Here is a 20919-nt window from a genome sequence, read left to right on the forward strand (position 1 = left end):
CTTCCCCTTGCCGGTTGGACCTGCATGAATTTGAGCCTGAGCGACATCGTGCCCCCCCTGCGCTGGACCGCGCCCAGCCAGGTGGAGCCGATCGCCAGCGATCCCGGCCTCCCGAACTCGTGGTGGCAGGCGCTCCCGATCGACCGCGCCTGCGCCACGGTCGGGCCGGCCCAGATCGCGGCCAAACTGGCCGATCTCACGTCCGCCTGCTGGGGGCATCTGATCCTCGGCGACATCATGCCGCTGCTGCGGTTCACCGCGCCGGCCGAGAGCCAGCGCACCCCGGGCAGCCGTGACAGCGTCCGGCTGCTGTTCGCCGGGGTGCTCGACCGGCTCATGGACACCGAGCCGCTCAACCCGCTGGCCAGCGTGCCGCCCGCGGTTCCGGAAAGGCCGCTGCCCGAGATCATCGACGAGCTGTTCCAGCGGCTCGACGACCGCCAGCGCGCGATCGCCCGCGACCGGCTCTACGCCGAGCACCGCGCCACCCTCGACGAACTGGCGCAGCGGTTCTCGGTCACCCGCGAGCGCATCCGGCAGATCGAGCGCGACCTGCGCGACCACGTCGACAACTGGCTGCGCGGGCAGGAGGCGACCCCGCTCACCGCCCATCTGACCTGGCTGCGCACCCGGCTGGGGTCGGCCGTCCCGGCCGACGACCTGGCCGCGGCGGTGCCCTGGCACCGCACCGAGCTGGGCACCCTGGGCATTCCGGCCTGGCGCTTCGTCCGCACGTTACTGACCGGCTACGACCAGGTCGACGGATGGCTGGTGGCGGGAGGCGCCGACGAGCTGCGGGAGAAGACGCGGCAGCTGTTCACCGACGGGCCCGTGCCACTGGCCGAGGCGGTCGGCATGGTCGCGCAACTGGGGGTCCGCGAAGACGTCGGGGAGCGCTGGCTCGGCGCGGTGCCGCAGTTGCGGCTGCTCGAAGGCCATGTCGTGCCGTGGCCGAGAAGCGTGAACGACAAGGCCGAGGCCGTGCTGGCGGTGGCGGGCACACCGCTCACCCCCGAGGAGATCCAGACTCGCATCGGCGAGGACTACAGCCTGGTCGGCATCCGCAACCAGCTCACCGCCGACGAGCGGTTCCTGCGGCTCGACCGGAACAAATACGGCCTGGCCCGCTGGGGCGGGGAAGAGTATCTCGGCATCCGGGAGATGATCGCCCGCGAGATCGTGAAGGCCGGTGGCGAGGCGTCGGTCAACACGATCGTGGCCTCGCTCACCTCCCGCTACGAGGTGAGCGAGAGCTCGGTGCGCGCCTACGCCGGCGGCCCGGGCTTCGAGCGCACCCAGCGCGGTTGGATCCGCGTCGCGGGCGCCGAACCGGCCGACTACCAGCCGCGCCGCGACGTGTCGAACACCCGCCGCTGCTTCCGCAGCCGCGACGGCCGCTGGTGGCACCGGGTCGACGTGAACGCCGAACACCTGCGCGGCTCGGGTTCCCCGCTGCCGACCGGGTTCGCGGCCCACCTCGGCATGGCGCCCGGCGGCCAGCTCACCGCGTCGACCCCGCAGGGGGAGGTGGTGATCTCGTGGCACAACCAGCCGACGATGGGCTCGATCCGCCCGATACTGGCCGAATACAACGCCGGCGAGGGCGACCACGTCTTCCTGACCGTCTCCGACGGCGGCGAGCTGCTGACCCGGTTCCTGCCGCAGGGCGCGGCCGGGCTGCCGCCGCTGAACAAGGCCCTCCACCTGATCGGATACACCGCGCCGGTCGCCTCAGAGGCCGAGGGGATCCGGCTGATCGGCGCCCGCATCGGCATGCCCGACGGCGCCAATAAGGACGATGTACTCGGAAAGCTGAGAGAACGCGGGGATCGCGACATTCTTCTCTATCTGTAAAGAAGGTTGTGGGACGATCGTTCTCCACACGGGGAAGGATCATGAATGTACGCCGCTTTGTTACTGGTCGCCGCCACGACCGTACTGGGGGCCGACGTCAGCAACTGGACCGGCGACGTCGACTGGCCTGACGTGAAGGGCAAGGGCGCGGAGTTCGTCTTCGTGCACGCCACCGAGGGGCCGAACTACAAGAGCCCTCGATTCGGCACCCAGTTCTCCGGCGCACTGACCGAGGGGATGTACCGGGGCGCCTACCACTTCGCGCAGCCGCACGAGTCGTCCGGCAAGGAGCAGGCCGACTTCTTCGTCCGCAACGGCGGCAACTGGATCAAAGACGGCCGCACGCTGCCCGGGGTGCTCGACGTCGAGGACAACCCGTACAACAACCGCAACGGCCTGAACAGCTGCTACGGCCTCGACCAGGACGAGATGGTCACCTGGATCGGCGACTGGCTGACCCGCTACAAGGCGTGGACCAAGCGCGACGCGATCATCTACACGACCACCTCCTGGTGGAAGACCTGCACCGGCGACACGAAGAAGTTCGCCAGGAACCCGCTCTGGATCGCCCGCTGGGGCAGCGACCCGGGCGAACTGCCGGCGGCGTGGAAGAAGTGGACGTTCTGGCAGAAGGCCGAGAAGGCCGACCACGCGGGCGGTTCCGACGCGTTCAACGGCTCGCTGTCGCAGCTTCACGCGCTGGCCGACCCGCCGGTCCGGCTGCTGATCTCGGGCGGCGCCAAGAGCCGGTCGCAGTACGTCCTCAAGATCTCCAACACCGGCGCCAAGCCGGCCACGACGATCAACATCTCGGGCAAGACCTTCGGCAACAACCGCTTCACCTACGCGCCGAAGGCCTGCAAGCGGACCGCCACCACGGTCAAGTGCGCGATCAACAGCCTGGCCCCCGGCAAGAGCGCCACGCTGAAGTTCTCCACGAAGCCGAAGGGGTCGAAGCCGGTCGGCATCAACTTCCTCGTCGGGTCGATAAAGGTGACGCTCAAGTAACCTCAGAGGCATGCTGCGGCTCTATGACACTCGTCACCGGCTCGTGGAGCCGCTTCTTCCTCCCGGTTCGCGCTCACTGCGCCTCTACACCTGCGGCCCGATCGTCCACCGCTCCGCCCACATCGGCGATCTGCGCTCCTATCTGCTCTCCGATCTGATCCAGCGGGTGCTGGGGCGGTCGAGCGTCCGGGTGGCGGCCCACCAGAGCCCCAACTACGGCGCGGAGTCACCGCGTTCCGACATGCTGGCCCTCAACATGCGGCCCGTCGATCCCGAGCCCATCCCGGCCAGGGCGATCGATCTGATGATCGAGCAGTGCTCGCCGGAGCACCCGGCAGAGGTCTCCTCGACCCACTGGGCCCATGGCGGCCATCTCCTCTTCGACGGCCGCGAGATGGCCGAGAACGTCGTGCTGCTCGGCGACGTGGTCTCCAAGGGCCTCGATCCGTTGTCGGTACGGCTCGCGTTCATGGAGCACCGCTACCGCGACCAGATGAACCTGACCTGGGACGCACTTCACGAGGCCGACCGGACCATCAAACGCTGGCGCCGCGCGGTGGCCAAATGGGCCGAGTCCCCGAGCCTCCCCATCGCCAAGTCCTACGCCGACGCGATGACCGGCGCGTTCGAAGCCGACCTCGACACCCCCCGCGCCCTGAAACTCCTCCGCGACCTGGAAAAGGATCCCGAGCCGCTGCCGGGCTCGAAGTTCGAGACCGTCATGCACATCGACCAGATCCTGGCCCTCGACCTGGCCATCGACATCGGCAAGCCTCAGTAGCGGGCGCGGCGGCGGCGCCATCGTGGGGGGATTCTCGGGTAGCCGCCGTCGTCGAGGTTGGCCATGCGTTCGAAGAGGTTGTAGGTTCCCACGTTTCCGCAGACCAGGACCGAGATCAGCACCGACAGCACGTAGATCGGCAGCATCGGGAGGCCGATGAGGGCGGCGTACTGGCTGGCGTGGCGTGACTCGTGCAGGAGGAGGGGGCCCTGCAGGAAGCCGTCGGGGTATTTGGTCACCACGACGTTGCCGACCGTGAAGGCTCGGGCGATGGGGAAGTTGTAGCGGTAGCCGTGGGCGTAGATCAGGCCGAGTTCGCCACGGCGGGTGGTGGCGCCGCCCACGCGGGCGATCAGGAGGCCCAGCGGGGTCGACAGGTTGATCCAGTTGATGACGCGCCGGAAGCGGAAGTAGGGCCGCATCAGCTCATCATGCGCTCACTGGGCCAGAAACGCGTAGTGACCCCGGTGGTAGATGAGTGGCGTGGCGTCTCTGGGGGCCGCGACGGACTCGACGCCGCCGACGACGATCGAGTGGTCGCCCGCGTCGTGGACGGCCACCGTCCGCAGCTCCAGGGTCGCGATGGCGCGGTCGAGCAGGGCGACGCCCAGGGTGCCTCGGTGGTGGGGGAAGCCGGTCAGCTGGCCGTCCAGAGGGCGGCCGCGTTTGGCGAGGTAGCGGGAGACCTCCTCGTCGTCGTCGCCGAGGACGGAGACGCCCCACACGCCCGCGCTCACGACCGTGTCGTGGAAGCGGGCGATCTTCTCGGCGCAGAACAGGGCCAGCAGTGGGTCCAGGGACACCGACGCGAACGAGTTGACCGTCATCGCGTGATCGGCGCCGGTCGGGTCGACGGTCGTCACGATGACGATTCCGGTCGCGAACCGGCCGGCCACCTTCCGGTAGAGATCCCTGTCAGCGAGCACGCTCGCTACCGTATATGGACGTTCTGCCTGAGCAGCCAGGACCCTCCAGAAGAGGGGACGAGCGCGACGGCGAGGGCTACGGCCACCAGACCGCCGTAAAGATAGATGTATCCGCCCAGGGTCGCCGCGATGGCCAGATCGCCCTCCGGGCGGGGGCCGGCCAGGATCATCGACGGGATCACCCAGCCGACGGCCACCACTCCGGCCGCGAGGCGGGTGACCATCAGGCGGCCCATCGCGTAGGGGACGGCGAAGACGACCAGGACCGCCAGGATCCCCCCGATGGGGAGGGTGCCGGACAGGTACCACTCGTGTTCGAACGCGCCGACGACGCCCAGGACCAGGCCCAACATGAAAAGCACGCCGTAGGCGGCGCCGGTGACGGCCGACTCGGCGCTGCCCGGACCCTGATCGGGCTCGGCGGTCTCCGGGGCGGCGTTCACCATCATGGGGCGAGGCTAGCCGATGCCGGCGAACAGATCGTCCTCGCGGCCCGTTACGGAGGGTCCCGCCTTGCGCACGAAGTGTTCCACTCCCCTGGCCTCCTGGCCGACGCCGTTGGACAGGGCGAACCGGGGGGCGTCGACGGTGATCTGGGTGGCGTGGGCGCGCAGGGCGGTCAGCTTCACGTTCAGGTAGGGGCGCGCGTCGATCGAGGTGGTCACGGTCTCGCGGCCGTAGCCCAGGGCGTCGACGTCTTCGGGCTGGAAGATCTCCATGCGGGCCGCCGCCTCCAGCATCTCGGAGCGCAGCTGGGCGGTCTGGTAGAACTTCACGACGCCGGTCGCCTGGGAGAAGGCCCGCCACGCCACCCGATGGGCCTGGATGTGGTCGGGATGGCCGTAGAGGCCGTTGTCGTCGTAGGTGACGATGACCTGGGGGCGTACGGAATCAATGATCTTCAGCAGCCGCTCGGCGGCCTCGTCGACGGAGGCCCGCCAGAAGCAGCGCGGGTCGTCGTTGGCGGCCCCGCCCATCATTCCGCTGTCGCGGTAGCCCAGGAACCGGTGGTCGTCGACGCCGAGAGCCTGGCAGGCCGCCGCCAGCTCCCTTTCGCGGTACGCCCCCAGCTCATCGGGACCGAGGTGCGAGAGCGTGGAGGGGATGATCTCGCCCTCTTCACCGCGCGTGCACGTCACCAGGGTCACGTGGACGCCCTCGGCGGCGTAGCGGGCCATCGTGGCGCCGGTGCCGATCGTCTCGTCGTCGGGATGGGCGTGGACGAGGAGGAGGCGGCGGTCGGGCATGCTGGCACTATAAGGGGCTATGACTGAGAGCTTCCCTCGCCTGCATGCCCGGACCCGCCGGTTCACGCTCGGCGTGCCGCGCGGCTTCACCCTCACCCCCTCGGGCGAGAAGGTGATCTTCCAGCGCACCAAGTCTGGTACCGACGCCGTGACCTGCCTGTGGGAACTCGACGTCGCCTCAGGCGAGGAGCGGCTGCTCGTCGACCCGCTGATCCTTGGCGCGGCCGAGGAGGAGCTGCCACCGGAGGAGCGGGCCCGCCGTGAGCGCGCGCGTGAGTCGGCCGGTGGCGTGGTCGCCTACTCGTTCGCGGGCGGCCGGATCGTCTTCAACCTCTCCGGTTCCCTGTACGTCTGGGAGTCCGGCGAGATCCGCTGGCTGAAGACCCCCGGCGGGGTGATCGACCCGCGCCTGTCCCCCGACGGCGGCAAGGTCGCCTACGTCAGCGGCGGGCGGCTGCGGGTGCAGGACCTGGGGACCGGTTCCGACTTCGAGGTGGCCGGGGAGGACGGCGCGACCTGGGGGCTGGCCGAGTTCATCGCCTCCGAGGAGCTCGACCGGATGCGCGGCTACTGGTGGTCGCCCGACGCGTCGGCGCTGCTGGTCGCCCGGGTCGACGACTCGCCCGTGCAGGTCTGGCACATCGCCGACCCGGCCAACCCCGGCAGCGAACCGGTGGCGATCTCCTACCCGGCGGCCGGGACGAACAACGCGCGGGTCAACCTCTACATCGTGGGCCTCGACGGGATCCGCACCGAGGTGCCGTTCGAGCACGAATACCTGGTCACCGCGTCGTGGGACGCGTTCGGGCCGATCATCGTGACGCTGGCCCGCGACCAGCGGTCGCTGCGGCTGCTCTCCGTCGACCCCACCACGGGCGGCACCACCCTGATCCGCGAGGACACCGACGAGAAGTGGGTCGAGGCGGCCCAGGGGGTCCCGGCGCACACCGCCGACGGCGCCGTGGTCTGGGTGGCCGACGCCGAGGGCGGGCGGCGCCTGTTCGTCGGGTCGAGCGCGGTGACGCCGCCGTCGCTGCAGGTCCGCAGCGTGGTCGACGTCGACGAGAACGTCGTGCTGTTCACGGCCAGCGGCGGCGACCCGGCGCAGGTGCAGCTCTGGTCGTACGCGCGGGGAACCCTCAGCCCCCTCTCGACCGACGCGGGCGTGTTCACCGGGCGTCGTCGCGGCGGGGTGACCGTCGTGGTGGCGCAGTCGCTCGCCCACGAGGGCGTGTCGGCGCGGGTCATCAGGCTCGACGGCAGTTCGACGCCGATCGCGAGCGTGGCCGAGCGGCCCGGTCTCGACCTGCGCGTCTCACTGTCGCGGGCGGGCTCCCGTGAGCTCTCCACGGCCGTGCTGCTGCCCTCGTGGCACGTCGAGGGGTCGGGGAAGCTGCCGGTCCTCATGGACCCCTACGGCGGGCCGCACGCCCAGCGGGTGCTCCACTCGCACCGGATGTTCCTCGAGGCGCAGTGGTGGGCCGAGCAGGGCTTCGCCGTGATCGTCGCCGACGGGCGCGGCACACCCGGACGCGGCCCGGCCTTCGAGCGCGAGGTCTACCGCGACTTCACCATCACCCTCGACGACCAGGTCGACGTGCTCCAGTCGATGCCCCACCCCGACCTCGACCTGACCAGGGTCGCGATCCGGGGCTGGTCGTTCGGCGGCTACCTGGCGGCGCTGGCGGTGCTGCGGCGGCCCGACGTGTTCCACGCGGCCATCGCGGGCGCGCCGGTCACCGACTGGCGGCTCTACGACACCGCGTACACCGAGCGGTATCTGGGCCACCCGGCGGAGGGCCACTACGAGCACTCCTCGCTCCTCGCGGACGCCGAGAAGCTGACCCGCCCGCTGATGCTGATCCACGGCCTGGCCGACGACAACGTGGTGGCCGCCCACACACTGCGGTTGTCGTCGGCGCTGCTGGCCGCCGGTCGGCCGCACACCGTGCTGCCGCTGTCGGGCGTCACCCACATGACGCCGCAGGAGGTCGTCGCCGAGAACCTCCTGCTGCTCCAGGTGGAGTTCCTCAAGAACGCCCTTAAGGCAGATTCCAGGCGCTAACGGCGCCAGCTCTCCCACAGGGCGGCGTAGGGGCCACCGGCCTCGACCAGTTCCTCGTGGGAGCCGAGTTCGCTGATCCGGCCGTCCTCGACGACGGCCACCCGGTCGGCGTCGTGGGCCGTGTAGAGACGGTGCGCGATGGCGATCACGGTGCGCCCGTCGAGGACCGCCGCCAGCGACCGCTCCAGATGGCGGGCCTGGCGGGGGTCGATCAGCGAGGTCGCCTCGTCGAGCACCAGCGTGTGGGGGTCGGCCAGCACCAGCCGGGCCAGCGCGAGCTGCTGCGCCTGCGCCGGGGAGATCGTGATGCCGCCGGAGCCCACCTCGGCGTCGAGGCCCAGCTTCTCGGCCCACTCCCAGGCGTCCACCGCTTCCAGTGACTTGCGCACGGCGTCGTCATCGGCCTCGGGACGGCCGATGAGGACGTTGTCGCGCAGCGTCCCCTTGAACACGTGGTGCTCCTGGGTGACCAGGGCGACCTGGCCGCGCAGCTCGGCGAGCGGCAGCTCGACCAGCGGGGCACCGCCGACGGTGACCGTGCCGGTCCGCGGGCCGTGGATGCCGGCGAGCAGCCGTCCGAGGGTCGACTTGCCGGCCCCCGACGGTCCGACCATGGCCAGGCGTTCGCCCGGCTGGACGGCCAGGTCGATGCCGTGCAGGACGTCGTGTCCTTCTCTGTACGCGTACCGCACGTCGTCGGCCTTCAGCTCGTCGCCGTCGGGCGTCGCCCCGGAGGTGACACGGTCGTCGGGCACGTTGGCGACGCCCAGGAGCCGGGCCATCGAGGCGCTGCCGACCTGGAGCTCGTCGATCCACGACAGCAGCCGGTCGAGCGGGTCGACGAGCTGCTGGATGTAGAGCGTTCCTGCCGTGACCTGAGAGATCGTCACCCAGTCCCGCGTGTAGAACAGGCCGCCGATGAACAGCGTGGCGACGACCGGGATGACGTAGCCCATCTCGACCGCCGGGAACCAGACGGTCCGCAGGCTCAGCGAGTAGCGCTCGGCGGCGTAGGAGCCCCGGATGTCGTCGTCGGTCCGGTCGCGGCGGCGGTCTTCCAGGCCCAAAGCCTCGACCGTACGGGCGCCCTCGACGGTCTGCGCGAGGCCCTCGGTGAGGGTGGCGTACGCGGCGCCCTCACGCAGGTAGGCGGGCCCCGACCGGTTCAGGTACCACCGGGTGGAGATCCAGATCAGCGGCACCGCCACCAGCGACGGCAGCGCCATGATCGGGCCGCCGACCACGAACAACGCGCCGACCATGAACACGCCGGTGACCAGCGCGATCAGGATCTCCGGCACGGCATGGCGGACCGTACGCGACAGCGAGTCGACGTCACGGGAGGTCCGGGTGATCAGGTCGCCCGAACCGGCCCGCTCGACCGTGGACAGGGGCAGCGCGAGGACCCGGTCGACGAACTCCTGGCGCAGCTCGGCGAGCACCTTCTCACCCAGCCGGGACGACGCGAAGACCGCGAACCGGGTCAGCACCGCCTGGGCGGCCACGAAACCGGCGATGGCCAGCGCGATCACGCCGACGTTCACGTCTTTGGCGCCGTCGGCGACGTCCTGGACCAGGCCGCCCAGCAGCGCCGGTCCGGCGAGGCCGGAGAGCGCGGCCAGCCCGTGGAGGCCCAGCGTGATCGACAGTTCCTTCGGATATTTGACCATCAGGCGCCGGGCGTAGGCGCGTACCTGCGTCTTGTCGGCGACAGGCAGGATCTGGCGGCTCATCGGTCCTCCCCCCGGGTGACGGTGGAACGGTAGGCGGTGCTGGCGGTCAGCAGCTCGCGGTGGGTGCCCTCGGCGGCTGTCTTCCCGTCTTCGACGTAGAAGACGTGGTCGGCCCGGTCGAGCACGAGCGGGCTCGTGGTGACGACCAGGGTGGCCCGGCCGGCGCGGGCCTTGGCGAGGCGTTCGGCGATGCGGGCCTCGGTGTGGGCGTCGACCGCGCTGGTCGGCTCGACCAGGATCAGGATCTCCGGGTCGGCGGTCAGCGCGCGGGCCAGGCGCAGGCGCTGCTGCTGGCCGCCGGAGAACTCCCGGCCGGCCTCGGCCACGTGGGTGTCCAGGCCGTCGGGCAGCGCGTCGACGATGTCCTCGGCGCAGGCGGCGTGGACGGCCGCCTCGACGTCGCCGTGGCCCCTGACGTCGAGTTCGTCGCGGAGGGTCCCGGCGAACAGCGCGGCGGCGTTGTCGGCGACCAGGATGTGCGCCCTGAGGGCCGCTTTGGGCAGGTCCTCTGCCGGTACGCCGCCGAGCGTCACCCGGCCGTCCGAGTAGCGGCCCAGGCGGTCGGCGATGGAGATCGCCTCTTCGGGTGTGGCCGCGGCGAGCGCGGTGACCACGCCCTCGCGGATGACGACGCCCGACTCCTCGTCGCGCAGGTCGCCGTGGCGGAGCTGGGTGTGGCCGCCGGTGATCTCGGGCTCCAGCGACAGGATGCGGACGACCCGTTTGGACGCCACGGCGCCCTTGGTCAGCTTGTCGGCCGCCTCGGTCAGCGTGCGCAGCGGGGCGATCAGAAAGACGGCGTACCCATAGAAGGAGACGAGCTCGCCCGGCGACAGCTCGCCCGCGAGCGCGAACCGGGCGCCGAGCCAGGTCACCGCCGCGATCAGCAGGCCGGGAAGCAGCACCTGGGCGCCTTCGAGCAGCGACTCGACCGACGCGACCCGCACTCCGGCCGCGCGGGTGCGCTGCGACTCCACGCGGTAGCGGTCGGCGAAGACCTGCTCGCCGCCGATGCCGCGCAGCACCCGCAGGCCCGAGACGATGTCGCCGGCGCGGGTGGCCAGGTCGCCCTGGAGGTCGCGCTGGGCGTGCTGGCGGTGGTGCAGCGGCTTGAGCAGGGGCGTGATGGCCAGCGCCATCACCGGCACCCCGATCAGCACGAGCAGGCCGAGCGGCAGCGAGGCCGACAGCATGATGACGGTCACCACGCCGATGGCGACGACCGCCCCGACGCCGCGCAGGATGATGTCCATCGCGTTGCCGATGTGGGCGATGTCGGAGTTGCCGACGCTCACCACCTCACCGGTCGACAGACGCTTGGGCAGGGTCGCGCCGAGGCGGGTGGCCTGGCGGCTGGTGAGCTGGACGGTCTGGTAGGCGGCGTTGAGCCAGGTGTAGACGGCGCAGCGGTGCCGCAGCACGCCGGTGACGGCCTGCACCACGCCGAGCGCGAAGACCACGGCCGACCACTGCGCGAGCTCGCGGGTGTCCTTGGCGATCAGGGCGTCGACGCCGCTGCCGAGCGCGGCCGGGATCAGTGCCTGGGCCACCCACCAGGCGAGGGCATAGATGATGCCCAGCCAGAGGGGCAGGCCCTGTTCGCGAGCCATCCACCAGAGGTATCTGCCGGGCCCGCGCGTGTCTGGTTCGCCGGGATCGCCGGCCGGAAGAGCGCGCATCCTCCCAGCCTGGCTGGCCCGCTGAACAGTCGTCCAACCATTTATGGCGCCGACGTCAACGAAGGTTGACATCTGAGCGTGCGTCAACTTTAATTGACAACATGAACGAGACAGCGCAGCTCGCCTCGGATGCGAGCAGCCGTGATCCCTCGATCGGCCTGCGCGCCGTGAGGGCGCTGCGGATCCTCGTCGACCGCCTGGAAGCGCTCCAGGTGGAGAACGCCCGGGACCAAGGCTGGTCGTGGCAGGACATCGCGGTCCACCTCGACGTCACCAGACAGGCCGTCCACAAGAAGTACGCGGGCGGGCGCGGCCTGCTCAGACGGGGAGACTGACGATGTTCGAACGATTCACCGACGACGCCCGCCGGGTCGTGGCCGCCGCCCAGGCGGAGGCCCGCCGCCTGAACCATCCGCGCATCGGCACCGAACACCTGTTGCTGGGCATGCTCCAGGACTCCGAGTCCCTGGCCGCCCGGGTGCTGCCGGGTCTCGACCACCGGGGCGCCGAGACCCGCCTGCGCGACATCCTCAACCAGCCCGGCGGGCGGCACGGGCACGAGCTCGACGCCGAGCTCCTCAGCACCATCGGCATCGACCTCGACGCCATCAGGGAGAAGGTCGAGGAGGCCTTCGGGCCCGGCGCCCTCGACCGCGAACCGGTCCGCGACCACAAGGGCCACCTGCGCAGCGGCCGGCACATCCCGTTCGGGCCGCGCGCGAAGAAGACGCTGGAGCTGTCGCTGCGGGAGGCGATCGCGCTCAAGCACAAGTCGATCAGCGACGGCCACATCCTGCTCGGCGTCATCCGGGAAGGCGGCGGCCTGGCCATGCAGATCATCACCGAGGCCGGTCTCACGGGGTCGCGGGTCCGGGAGGATCTCGTACGGGAACTGGGAACCCCGGCCAACGGCCGGAAATGACATGCACGATGCCCTTGCCAGGACCGGCCATTTGGTCCTGGCAAGGGCATCGAACCCTATCCCTACCCCGACTTGCGGGAGGCTCTCAAGTAGTCGGAGTTCATGCGCGCGATCGTGTCGAGCGGGATGCCCTTCGGGCAGACCGCGGTGCACTCGCCGGTGTTGGTGCAGCCGCCGAAGCCCTCCTCGTCCATCTGCTCGACCATCGCGCGCGCCCGGGAACCCCGTTCGGGCTGGCCCTGCGGCAGCAAACCCAGGTGGGTGATCTTGGCGGCGGTGAACAGCGACGCGGAGCCGTTCGGGCAGGCCGCCACGCACGCGCCGCAGCCGATGCAGGTCGCCGCGTCGAAGGCGTCGTCGGCGTCGAGTTTGGGCACCGGCGTCGCGTGGGCGTCGGGGGCCGAACCGGCCGGGACGGAGATGAAGCCGCCCGCCTGGATGATGCGGTCGAACGCCGAACGGTCGACGACCAGGTCCTTCACCACCGGGAACGGGCGGGCCCGCCACGGCTCGATGACGATGGTGTCGCCGTCGTTGTAGTGGCGCATGTGGAGCTGGCACGTCGTGGTGTTCTTCTGCGGGCCGTGCGCCACACCGTCGATCATCATGGAGCACATGCCGCAGATGCCCTCGCGGCAGTCGTGGTCGAACGCGACCGGGTCGTCGCCCGCCAGAATGAGCCGCTCGTTGAGCACGTCGAGCATCTCCAGGAACGACATGTCCGGGGAGACGTCCTCGATCTGGTAGCGGACCAGCTTCCCCTCGTCGTCGGGGCCGCTCTGCCGCCAGACCTTCAGGGTGAGGTTCACTTGTAGCTCCGCTGGGTCATCTTCACGTACTCGTACTCGAGGTCTTCCTTGTGCAGGACCGGCCCATCGGGGGTCGACTCCCAGGCGGCCACGTAGGCGAAGGCCTCGTCGTCGCGGAGGGCCTCGCCGTCGGCGTCCTGCGACTCGGCGCGGAAGTGGCCGCCGCACGACTCGGTGCGGTGCAGGGCGTCCAGGCACATGAGTTCGGCCAGGTCGAAGAAGTCGGCCACCCGGCCGGCGCGTTCGAGGGCCTGGTTGAGCTCCTCGTTGACGCCGCTGACCTTGACGTCGCGCCAGAACTCGGCGCGCAGCTCGGGGATCCGCTCGAGCGCCTTGCGCAGGCCTTCCTCGGTGCGCTCCATGCCGCAGTAGTCCCACATGAGCTTGCCGAGCTCGCGGTGGAAGGAGTCGGCGGTGCGGGTGCCGTTCACCGACAGCAGCTTGTCGATCCGGTTGCGGACCGCGATCTCGGCCTCGGCGACCGCCGTGTCGTCGGGGGCGCCGAACTTGTGCGCGTCGGCCAGGTAGTCGCCGATGGTCGTCGGCAGCACGAAGTAGCCGTCGGCCAGGCCCTGCATCAGCGCGGAGGCGCCGAGACGGTTGGCCCCGTGGTCGGAGAAGTTGGCCTCGCCGATCACGAACAGGCCCGGGACGCTCGACTGGAGGTCGTAGTCGACCCACAGCCCGCCCATCGTGTAGTGGACCGCCGGGTAGATGCGCATCGGCTGGGTGTACGGGTCCTCGCCGGTGATGCGCTCGTACATCTCGAAGAGGTTGCCGTACTTCTTCTCCACCGCGTCGCGGCCGAGACGGCCGATCGCGTCGGCGAAGTCGAGGTAGACGCCCAGGCCGCCAGGGCCGACGCCGCGGCCCTCGTCGCAGATGTTCTTGGCGGCGCGGGAGGCGATGTCACGCGGCACCAGGTTGCCGAACGCCGGGTAGATGCGCTCCAGGTAGTAGTCGCGCTCGTCCTCGGGGATCTCGGCGACCGGGCGGGTGTCGCCGCCCTTGACCGGCACCCAGACGCGGCCGTCGTTGCGCAGCGACTCCGACATCAGGGTCAGCTTCGACTGGTAGTCGCCGGAGACCGGGATGCAGGTGGGGTGGATCTGGGTGTAGCAGGGGTTGGCGAACACGGCCCCCTTCTGGTGGGCCCGCCAGATCGCGGTGGTGTTGCAGCCCTTGGCGTTGGTCGACAGGAAGAACACGTTGCCGTAGCCGCCGGTGGCCAGCACGACCGCGTCGGCGAGGTGGGTCTCGACCTCGCCGCTGACCATGTCGCGCACCACGACGCCGCGCGCCCGGCCGTCGCTGATGATCAGTTCGAGCATCTCGTGGCGGGTGTGCATCTCGACGGTCCCGGCCGCGATCTGGCGCTCCAGCGCCGAGTAGGCGCCGAGCAGGAGCTGCTGGCCCGTCTGGCCGCGCGCGTAGAAGGTGCGCGACACCTGGGCGCCGCCGAAGGAGCGGGTGTCGAGGAGGCCGCCGTACTCGCGGGCGAAGGGCACGCCCTGGGCCACCGCCTGGTCGATGATGTTCACCGAGACCTGGGCGAGGCGGTAGACGTTCGACTCGCGGGCGCGGAAGTCGCCGCCCTTCACGGTGTCGTAGAACAGCCGGTAGATCGAGTCGCCGTCGCCGCGGTAGTTCTTGGCCGCGTTGATGCCGCCCTGCGCGGCGATCGAGTGGGCCCGGCGGGGGGAGTCCTGGTAGCAGAACGACTTGACCTTGTAGCCCAGCTCACCGAGGGTCGCGGCGGCCGAGCCGCCCGCGAGGCCGGTGCCGACCACGATGACGTTGATCTTGCGCTTGTTGGCCGGGTTGACGAGCCGGGCCGAGAACTTGCGCTTCTCCCAGCGGTCCTCGATGGGACCTTCCGGGGCCTTGGTGTCCTTGATCGGCTCACCGAGTCGATAGTTCATTTCACCACTCCGAACGTGATGGCCAGCGGGACGACCAGGAAGCCGATCGTCAGCAGCCCGCTGACGACGGCGGCCGAAGCCTTCAGCACCGGGTAGCGCCGGGCCACCCCGAGGGTCTGCAGGGCGCTCCACAGGCCGTGCCGCAGGTGCAGGCCCACCATGACCACCGAGATCACGTAGAACACCGTGATGTACCAGCGGGCCGGCTCGAATCCGGCGACCATCCGGGCGAAGGGGGTGGCGTCGTGGCCCTCGGGGTTGGTCACGCCGAAGGTCATGTCGAGCAGGTGGTAGATCACGAAGAAGAAGATGATCACGCCGCCCCAGCGCATGGTCCGGGTGGCGTAGCCGTTGGCGCGGGACTTCACCTTGGCGGCGTACTTGACCGGACGGGCGTGGGCCGCCCGGCGGGTCAGCACGATCGCCGACCACATGTGCGCCCCGATCGCGACGACCAGACCGGCTTCGAGCAGGGTCAGCAGGCCGCGGTGCGGGAGCAGCGGGTAGCCGACCTCCCGCAGCCAGGCGGCGTAGCCGTTGAACGACTCGGCGCCGGCGAAGATCTTCAGGTTCCCCGCCATGTGGGCGACGAGGAAGAAGACCAGCACCGCGCCCGACACCGCCATGACGGCCTTGAGAGAATTCGAGGAAGCCCGGCGGCGTCGCCGGGAGGGAACCGGGGTGACCGGTTCGGTGGCCCTGCCCCGGTCGATAATCGCAGTCACGCCAAAAACGCTAGGTACCTGCGTATTCGCCGTCCAAGTCATCGCGGTTCTGGTTTCGATAGCCGCTGGCTATGCGCTCTGGCCTGGCGCGCGACCCCTTCCCGCCAGGGTGATCGCATGCGACGAAAGTCACAGCCGTATGGTGATGAGCTGTGCAGTTGCAGCAGCTCGCCTACTTCGTGGCGGTGGCGGAGTCGCGTCACTTCACCCACGCGGCCGAGCGGATGCGGGTGGCCCAGCCGTCGCTGAGCAAGCAGATCAAGACGCTGGAGACCGACCTCGGCGCGCCCCTGTTCAGCCGGGCGCGCGGCAACGTCACGCTCACCCCCGCCGGAGAGGCGCTGCTGCCGCTGGCGCGGCGCATGCTGGCCGACGCCGACACCGCCCGCCGCGAGGTCGCCGAACTCGCCGGGCTGCGGCGCGGCCGGGTGAGACTGGGCGCCACGCCGTCGCTGTGCGCGGGGCTGCTGGCCGACGCCCTGGCCCGGTTCCACCACGACTATCCGGGGGTGGAGATCCAGGTCGAGGAGGGCGGCTCGCGCGACCTCGTGCGGGCGCTGGCCCGGGGCCAGCTCGACCTGGCGCTGATCATCCTGCCGCTGCAGAGCGACGACCCCTCGCTGGTCACCGAGGAGATCCTGAGCGAGCACCTGGTCGTCGCGCAGCCCGCCCATCTGACCACCGGTCGCCGCACCCACGTGCGCATCGACGAGCTGCGGCGCCGTCCGCTGGTGATGTTCCGGCGCGGGTACGACCTGCGCGAGGCCACCCTGAACGCGTGCCGCCAGGCCGGGTTCGAGCCCAGGTTCGCCGTCGAGGGCGGCGAGATGGACGCGGTGCTGCGGTTCGTCGAGGCCGGGCTCGGGGTCGCCGTGGTGCCCTCGATGGTGCTCGACGGAAGGCCCGGCCTGGTGGGTGCCCCCCTGCTGCCGGGCCTGCGCAGAACCGTTGCGCTGGCGCACCGCAAGGATGTTGAGCCGACCCGTGCGGCACAGGCTTTCCGGGCCGTTCTCCTGGGTTTCCTGGACGAGGCGACCCGCGAGGGCACGCTCCCAGAAGGGGTCGAAGCGCTCCCCCAGCACTAGTTGCCTGTCGCTACTATTTGGGGTGCCCTCCTCTGGAAAGAGGCCTTCGTGCCCGCTCTCTCACACGGTCTGCCCGACCTCGTCACGCTCCTCCTGATCGAGGACGACGCCGAGGACGCCTTCCTTGTCGAAGAGCTGCTGGCCGACTCGCAGAAGCCGCCGAAGATCATCTGGGCCCGCACCCTCGCCGAAGGACGCGACCGTTTCACCACTGAGGTGACCTGTGTCCTGGTCGACCTGTCGCTGCCCGACGCGATCGGTCTAGAAGCCGTCCGCCAGGTGACCGCGATGGCGCCCGACACCGCCGTGATCGTGCTGACCGGCCTCAACGACGTGCAGATCGCCGTCGACGCGGTCGCCGCCGGCGCCGAAGACTACCTGGTCAAACAGGAGGTCGACGGCAACATGCTGGCCCGCGCGATCCGCTACGCGATCGAGCGCAAGCGCGGCGACCTCGCCGAACGCGAGCTGGTCGAGCAGCGCGTGCTCCGCGAGGAGACGGCCCGGCTCGAACACGGACTGCTGCCGACGCCGGTGCTGCGCACCGACGCGCTGGTCCACCAGTCGACCTATCTGCCCGGCCGGCAGGAGGGCCTGCTCGCCGGAGACTTCTGGGACACCCTCCAGACGGCCGACGGCGCGGTCCACGTCCTGGTCGGAGACGTCTGCGGGCACGGCCCCGACGAGGCCGCGCTGGGCGCGGCGCTGCGCATCGCCTGGCGGACCCTCACGCTGGCCGGCCTCGACGGCAACGACGTGCTGCGGACAATGGACGCGGTGCTCCGGCTGGAGCGCGGCTCACCGGAGATCTTCACCACGCTCGTCACCGCGACGATCGCCCCCGATCTGAACTCGGCCCGGCTCTACGTGGTCGGGCACCCGCCACCCCTGGTTATCCTCGGTGACGACGTCGACGTGGTCACCGAGACCCCGTCGGGCCCGCCGATCGGGATCTTCCCGGAGATGGACTGGATCCCGGTCGACATCGCTCTCGACCGGCCCTGGACGCTCCTCTTCTTCACCGACGGGCTGATCGAGGCCACCGTGGGCGACGGCCGCGACCTGCTGGGCACCGACGGGCTCATCCGGCTGGTGCGCGAACAGGGCGGCGTCTTCCTCGACCAGTTGATCGAGCAGGTCAAGACCATGCACGCCGACGCGCTGACCGACGATCTCGCCGCGGTCGCGCTCTCCCGGAGGTGAAATGAGCAGGTCCATCAGCCCGCTCGCCCCGCCCGAGCAGGCCAGCGGACTGGGCCGGCTCCCGGCGGGCCGATGGTTTCTGCTGGTCGGCGCGATCGTGACGCTGCTGTTCGCGGGGTCGATCGCGTTCACGCTGAAGACGATGAACGACACCCGCGAGGCCAGGGCCACCCTGGTCGAGGTGATCGACCCGCTGGTCCTCCACACGCTGGAGCTGTCGACCTCGGTCTCCAACGAGGAGGCCTCGATGCGCGGCTACGGCCGCACCAACGAGTCCTTCTACCTGACCGACTTCGAGGGGGCCAAGCGCGATTCGGCCATCGCCAGGGGCAAGATCGAGGCTCTGCTGCCGCGCGCGCCGGACATACGGGCCGACAGCGATCGCCTGTTCGCGGCGGTCGAGAACTGGCGCAAGGTCTACGCCGAGGAGATCGTCCGGCGGGTGCCCGAGCTCGGCAAGGACACCGCCTCCACGCTGGCCCCGGTGAACACCGAGGCGTTCAACGTGGTCCGCACCGCCCTGGGCACCCAGCAGGCCCATCTGACCAACCTCCACGGCGACGCCACCACCCGCCTTGACCGGGGCTGGGACTCCTTCTACGGCGCGCTCGCGACCCTCGCCATCGTGCTGCTGCTCGCCGGGATCGCCTTCACCCTGCTGGTCCGCTACATCGTCCTGCGGCCGGTCGCCGCCCTCCAGGCCCAGGTCCGCCAGGTCGCCTCGGGCGACTTCGACAGCGAGCTGCGAGTGAACCGCCCGGCCGAGATGGCCGAGCTGTCCGCCCACGTCGACACGATGCGCCGCCGGGTGGTGAGCGAGTGGCGGGCCACCCAGCAGGCCGAACAGGCTCTCGTCGACCAGGCCGCCGAGCTGAAGCGGTCGAACAGCGAGCTGGAACAGTTCGCGTACGTCGCCAGCCACGACCTCCAGGAGCCCCTGCGCAAGGTCGCCAGCTTCACCCAGATGCTGGAACAGCGCTACGGCGACCAGCTCGACGACCGGGCCAAGCAGTACATCAAGTTCGCCGTCGACGGCGCCAAGCGCATGCAGCTGCTGATCAACGACCTGCTCGACTTCAGCCGGGTCGGCCGGGTCACCGGTGAGCGTGAGCCCACGTCCACGGGCGACGCGCTGAAGGTGGCACTCGACAACCTGGCCGTCCGCATCGAGGACACCGAGGCGACGGTCACCTACGCCGACCTCCCGGTCGTCAACGGCAACAAGCTGCAGCTCACCCAGCTCTTCCAGAACCTGGTCGGCAACGCGATCAAGTTCCGCTCCGACGAGCTCCCGCAGATCACCGTCACCGCCGAACGCAAAGACGGCATGTGGGAGTTCGCCTGCTCCGACAACGGCATCGGCGTCGACGCGAAGTACGCCGACCGCATCTTCCTGATCTTCCAGCGCCTGCACCCCCGGGACGTCTATCCGGGCACCGGCATCGGGCTGGCGCTGTGCCGCAAGATCGTCGAATACCACGGTGGCCGGATCTGGCTCGAGGACAATCCCGACCACAAGGGCACCACGTTCCGCTGGACTCTGGAGGCCACCGATGAATGAACTGCGCTGGATCGACGTTCTTCTGGTCGAAGACGACCCGGGCGACGTCCTGCTCACGCAGGAGGCCTTCGAGATGAACAAGGTCCGCAACAAGCTGCACATCGTCAACGACGGCGAGCAGGCGCTGCGGTTCCTGCGCCGCGAGGGCGACTACGCCGACTCTCCCCGCCCCGACCTGGTCCTGCTCGACCTCAACCTGCCGCGTAAGGACGGGCGGGAGGTGCTGGAGGAGATAAAGGCCGACCCGGAGCTGCGCTCGATCCCGGTCGTGGTGCTGACCACGTCGGAGGCCGAGGAGGACATCGTGAAGAGCTACAAGCTGCACGCCAACGCGTACGTCTCCAAGCCCGTGGATTTCGACCAGTTCATCAGGGTAGTTCGGCAGATTGACGATTTCTTCGTCACCGTCGTGAAGCTCCCGGGGAACAACCATCGTGGTTCATGATCAGGAAACGTGACAGGAATCACAGGCCAGAAGTCAGTGACCCTCCTCACACGTATCCATGACATGGTCGTAACGTAGCCCCCACCAATACGGCGTGGCGTCGCGGCGGTTCGGCGCGAGCCGCCCAACACGGCGTCACGCGGTCAGTTCCGGTGGAAGGTCTCCGATGACCCAGCAGACGGCCGAGAGCCCGGCCAGAAAACAACGCGCTCAGCTGAAGGTGCGCACTCTCCGCACCGACCGATGGTGGCTCGCCCCGGCGCTGACATTCGCCGGTTTGACGTTCTTTCTGATTTACGGCTTCTGGGCGATCTTCGACGCGAGCTACTTCGTCGAGCCCTATATCGCGCCCTTCTCCTCGCCGTGCCTGACGACGGCGTGCCCTGAGGGCGCGCGGTTCCTCGGATGGGCCCCGATCGGCGACTGGTTCCCGCTGCCGCCCGGCATCCTCATCCTTGGATTGCCGGCCGGTTTCCGGCTGACCTGCTACTACTACAGGAAGAGCTACTACCGGTCGTTCTGGCTGAGCCCGCCCGCGTGCTCCGTGGCCGAGCCGCACAAGAAGTACACCGGTGAGACCCGGCTCCCGCTGATCATCCAGAACGTCCACCGCTACTTCTTCTACGGTGCGATCCTGATCGGCGCCATCCTGACCTATGACGCCGTCCTGGCTTTGATCCACAAGCCGGCGGGCCTGGGCACCTGGATCCTGGTGATCAACGCGGTTCTGATCGTCGCCTACACCCTGTCGTGCCACTCGTGCCGACACATCGCCGCCGGGCGGCTGAACCACTTCAGCAAGCACCCCGTGCGTTACCGGGCGTGGACGTTCGTCTCCAAGCTCAACGCCAAGCACCAGCAGCTGGCCTGGGCGTCGATGTTCTCGGTGATGATCGCCGACTTCTACGTCCGCCTGGTCGCCAAGGGCGTCATCACCTTCCCGTTCGCGTAAGG

At 69.8% G+C, this 20919-nt stretch carries 20 protein-coding genes; 11 read left to right on the top strand and 9 right to left on the bottom strand.

What is annotated here, in order from left to right:
- Positions 1 to 24: 24 nt before the first annotated feature.
- The 3 genes from AW272_RS28225 to AW272_RS28235 are packed head-to-tail and all read left to right on the top strand — an operon-like array spanning position 25 to position 3643.
- Positions 25 to 1854, top strand: a complete 1830-nt coding sequence (locus AW272_RS28225; RefSeq protein WP_066371408.1) for a sigma factor-like helix-turn-helix DNA-binding protein — start codon at positions 25 to 27, stop codon at positions 1852 to 1854.
- Between the two features lie 45 nt (positions 1855 to 1899).
- The gene (locus tag AW272_RS28230; RefSeq protein WP_066371410.1) at positions 1900 to 2862 is read left to right on the top strand and encodes a GH25 family lysozyme; all 963 of its coding nucleotides are present in this window, start codon (positions 1900 to 1902) and stop codon (positions 2860 to 2862) included.
- A gap of 10 nt (positions 2863 to 2872) precedes the next feature.
- Complete coding sequence (locus AW272_RS28235; RefSeq protein ID WP_066371412.1) at positions 2873 to 3643, top strand: cysteine--tRNA ligase; 771 nt, start codon at positions 2873 to 2875, stop codon at positions 3641 to 3643.
- Here the strand turns inward: AW272_RS28235 and AW272_RS28240 are convergent.
- From AW272_RS28240 to mshB, 4 genes are read right to left on the bottom strand one after another with little or no spacing between them, the layout of a single operon-like run.
- A complete protein-coding gene (locus AW272_RS28240; RefSeq protein ID WP_066371413.1) occupies positions 3637 to 4065 on the bottom strand; it encodes a hypothetical protein in 429 nt (142 codons plus the stop codon). The two genes, AW272_RS28235 and AW272_RS28240, sit on opposite strands and share 7 nt — an antisense overlap.
- 15 nt (positions 4066 to 4080) lie before the next feature.
- The gene (locus tag AW272_RS28245; RefSeq protein WP_066371414.1) at positions 4081 to 4569 is read right to left on the bottom strand and encodes a flavin reductase family protein; all 489 of its coding nucleotides are present in this window, start codon (positions 4567 to 4569) and stop codon (positions 4081 to 4083) included.
- A gap of 5 nt (positions 4570 to 4574) precedes the next feature.
- Entirely contained in the window at positions 4575 to 5018 is a 444-nt protein-coding gene (locus AW272_RS42565; protein WP_066371417.1) for a DUF6113 family protein, read from the bottom strand.
- 9 nt (positions 5019 to 5027) lie between these two features.
- Positions 5028 to 5816 (bottom strand): N-acetyl-1-D-myo-inositol-2-amino-2-deoxy-alpha-D-glucopyranoside deacetylase, encoded by a 789-nt coding sequence (gene mshB, locus AW272_RS28255; protein WP_066371419.1) that lies wholly within the window; start codon positions 5814 to 5816, stop codon positions 5028 to 5030.
- A gap of 19 nt (positions 5817 to 5835) precedes the next feature.
- Between mshB and AW272_RS28260 the strand changes: the two genes are divergently transcribed.
- The gene (locus AW272_RS28260) at positions 5836 to 7881 is read left to right on the top strand and encodes a S9 family peptidase (protein WP_066371421.1); all 2046 of its coding nucleotides are present in this window, start codon (positions 5836 to 5838) and stop codon (positions 7879 to 7881) included.
- Here the strand turns inward: AW272_RS28260 and AW272_RS28265 are convergent.
- The gene (locus AW272_RS28265; protein WP_066371423.1) at positions 7878 to 9614 is read right to left on the bottom strand and encodes an ABC transporter ATP-binding protein; all 1737 of its coding nucleotides are present in this window, start codon (positions 9612 to 9614) and stop codon (positions 7878 to 7880) included. The genes AW272_RS28260 and AW272_RS28265 overlap by 4 nt on opposite strands.
- The gene (locus AW272_RS28270; protein ID WP_245657758.1) at positions 9611 to 11224 is read right to left on the bottom strand and encodes an ABC transporter ATP-binding protein; all 1614 of its coding nucleotides are present in this window, start codon (positions 11222 to 11224) and stop codon (positions 9611 to 9613) included. The genes AW272_RS28265 and AW272_RS28270 overlap by 4 nt, the downstream gene beginning before the upstream one ends.
- A gap of 170 nt (positions 11225 to 11394) precedes the next feature.
- On the opposite strand from AW272_RS28270, the gene AW272_RS28275 reads away from it, so the two are divergent.
- Together AW272_RS28275 and AW272_RS46125 are read left to right on the top strand one after the other, a co-directional pair.
- Entirely contained in the window at positions 11395 to 11628 is a 234-nt protein-coding gene (locus AW272_RS28275; protein ID WP_066371433.1) for an RNA polymerase subunit sigma-70, read from the top strand.
- 2 nt (positions 11629 to 11630) lie between these two features.
- Entirely contained in the window at positions 11631 to 12215 is a 585-nt protein-coding gene (locus tag AW272_RS46125; protein ID WP_066371436.1) for a Clp protease N-terminal domain-containing protein, read from the top strand.
- A gap of 62 nt (positions 12216 to 12277) precedes the next feature.
- Here the strand turns inward: AW272_RS46125 and AW272_RS28285 are convergent, their stop codons facing one another.
- Genes AW272_RS28285 through AW272_RS28295 form a run of 3 tightly spaced genes read right to left on the bottom strand, consistent with a single transcriptional unit; the run spans position 12278 to position 15671 of the window.
- Positions 12278 to 13024: a succinate dehydrogenase/fumarate reductase iron-sulfur subunit gene (locus AW272_RS28285; protein ID WP_066371438.1), complete on the bottom strand. Its 747-nt coding sequence runs from the start codon at positions 13022 to 13024 to the stop codon at positions 12278 to 12280.
- A complete protein-coding gene (locus AW272_RS28290; protein ID WP_066371441.1) occupies positions 13021 to 14946 on the bottom strand; it encodes a fumarate reductase/succinate dehydrogenase flavoprotein subunit in 1926 nt (641 codons plus the stop codon). The genes AW272_RS28285 and AW272_RS28290 overlap by 4 nt, the downstream gene beginning before the upstream one ends.
- Positions 14943 to 15671 (bottom strand): succinate dehydrogenase cytochrome b subunit, encoded by a 729-nt coding sequence (locus AW272_RS28295; RefSeq protein WP_275527326.1) that lies wholly within the window; start codon positions 15669 to 15671, stop codon positions 14943 to 14945. Before AW272_RS28295 ends, AW272_RS28290 begins: the two co-directional genes overlap by 4 nt.
- A gap of 152 nt (positions 15672 to 15823) precedes the next feature.
- On the opposite strand from AW272_RS28295, the gene AW272_RS28300 reads away from it, so the two are divergent.
- The 5 genes from AW272_RS28300 (at position 15824) to sdhC (ending at position 20917) form a co-directional block, all read left to right on the top strand.
- On the top strand, positions 15824 to 16756 hold the full coding sequence (locus tag AW272_RS28300; RefSeq protein WP_066371445.1) for a LysR family transcriptional regulator: 933 nt from the start codon (positions 15824 to 15826) through the stop codon (positions 16754 to 16756).
- 48 nt (positions 16757 to 16804) lie between these two features.
- On the top strand, positions 16805 to 17959 hold the full coding sequence (locus AW272_RS28305; RefSeq protein WP_066371447.1) for a PP2C family protein-serine/threonine phosphatase: 1155 nt from the start codon (positions 16805 to 16807) through the stop codon (positions 17957 to 17959).
- Between the two features lies 1 nt (position 17960).
- Positions 17961 to 19520: a sensor histidine kinase gene (locus AW272_RS28310; protein ID WP_083958753.1), complete on the top strand. Its 1560-nt coding sequence runs from the start codon at positions 17961 to 17963 to the stop codon at positions 19518 to 19520.
- A complete protein-coding gene (locus tag AW272_RS28315; protein WP_066371449.1) occupies positions 19513 to 19965 on the top strand; it encodes a response regulator in 453 nt (150 codons plus the stop codon). Before AW272_RS28310 ends, AW272_RS28315 begins: the two co-directional genes overlap by 8 nt.
- A 166-nt stretch (positions 19966 to 20131) precedes the next feature.
- A complete protein-coding gene (sdhC, locus tag AW272_RS28320; protein WP_066371452.1) occupies positions 20132 to 20917 on the top strand; it encodes a succinate dehydrogenase subunit SdhC in 786 nt (261 codons plus the stop codon).
- The last annotated feature ends 2 nt before the right edge of the window (positions 20918 to 20919 follow it).

The organism is Herbidospora mongoliensis (assembly GCF_001570545.1).
Lineage (GTDB): Bacteria > Actinomycetota > Actinomycetes > Streptosporangiales > Streptosporangiaceae > Herbidospora > Herbidospora mongoliensis.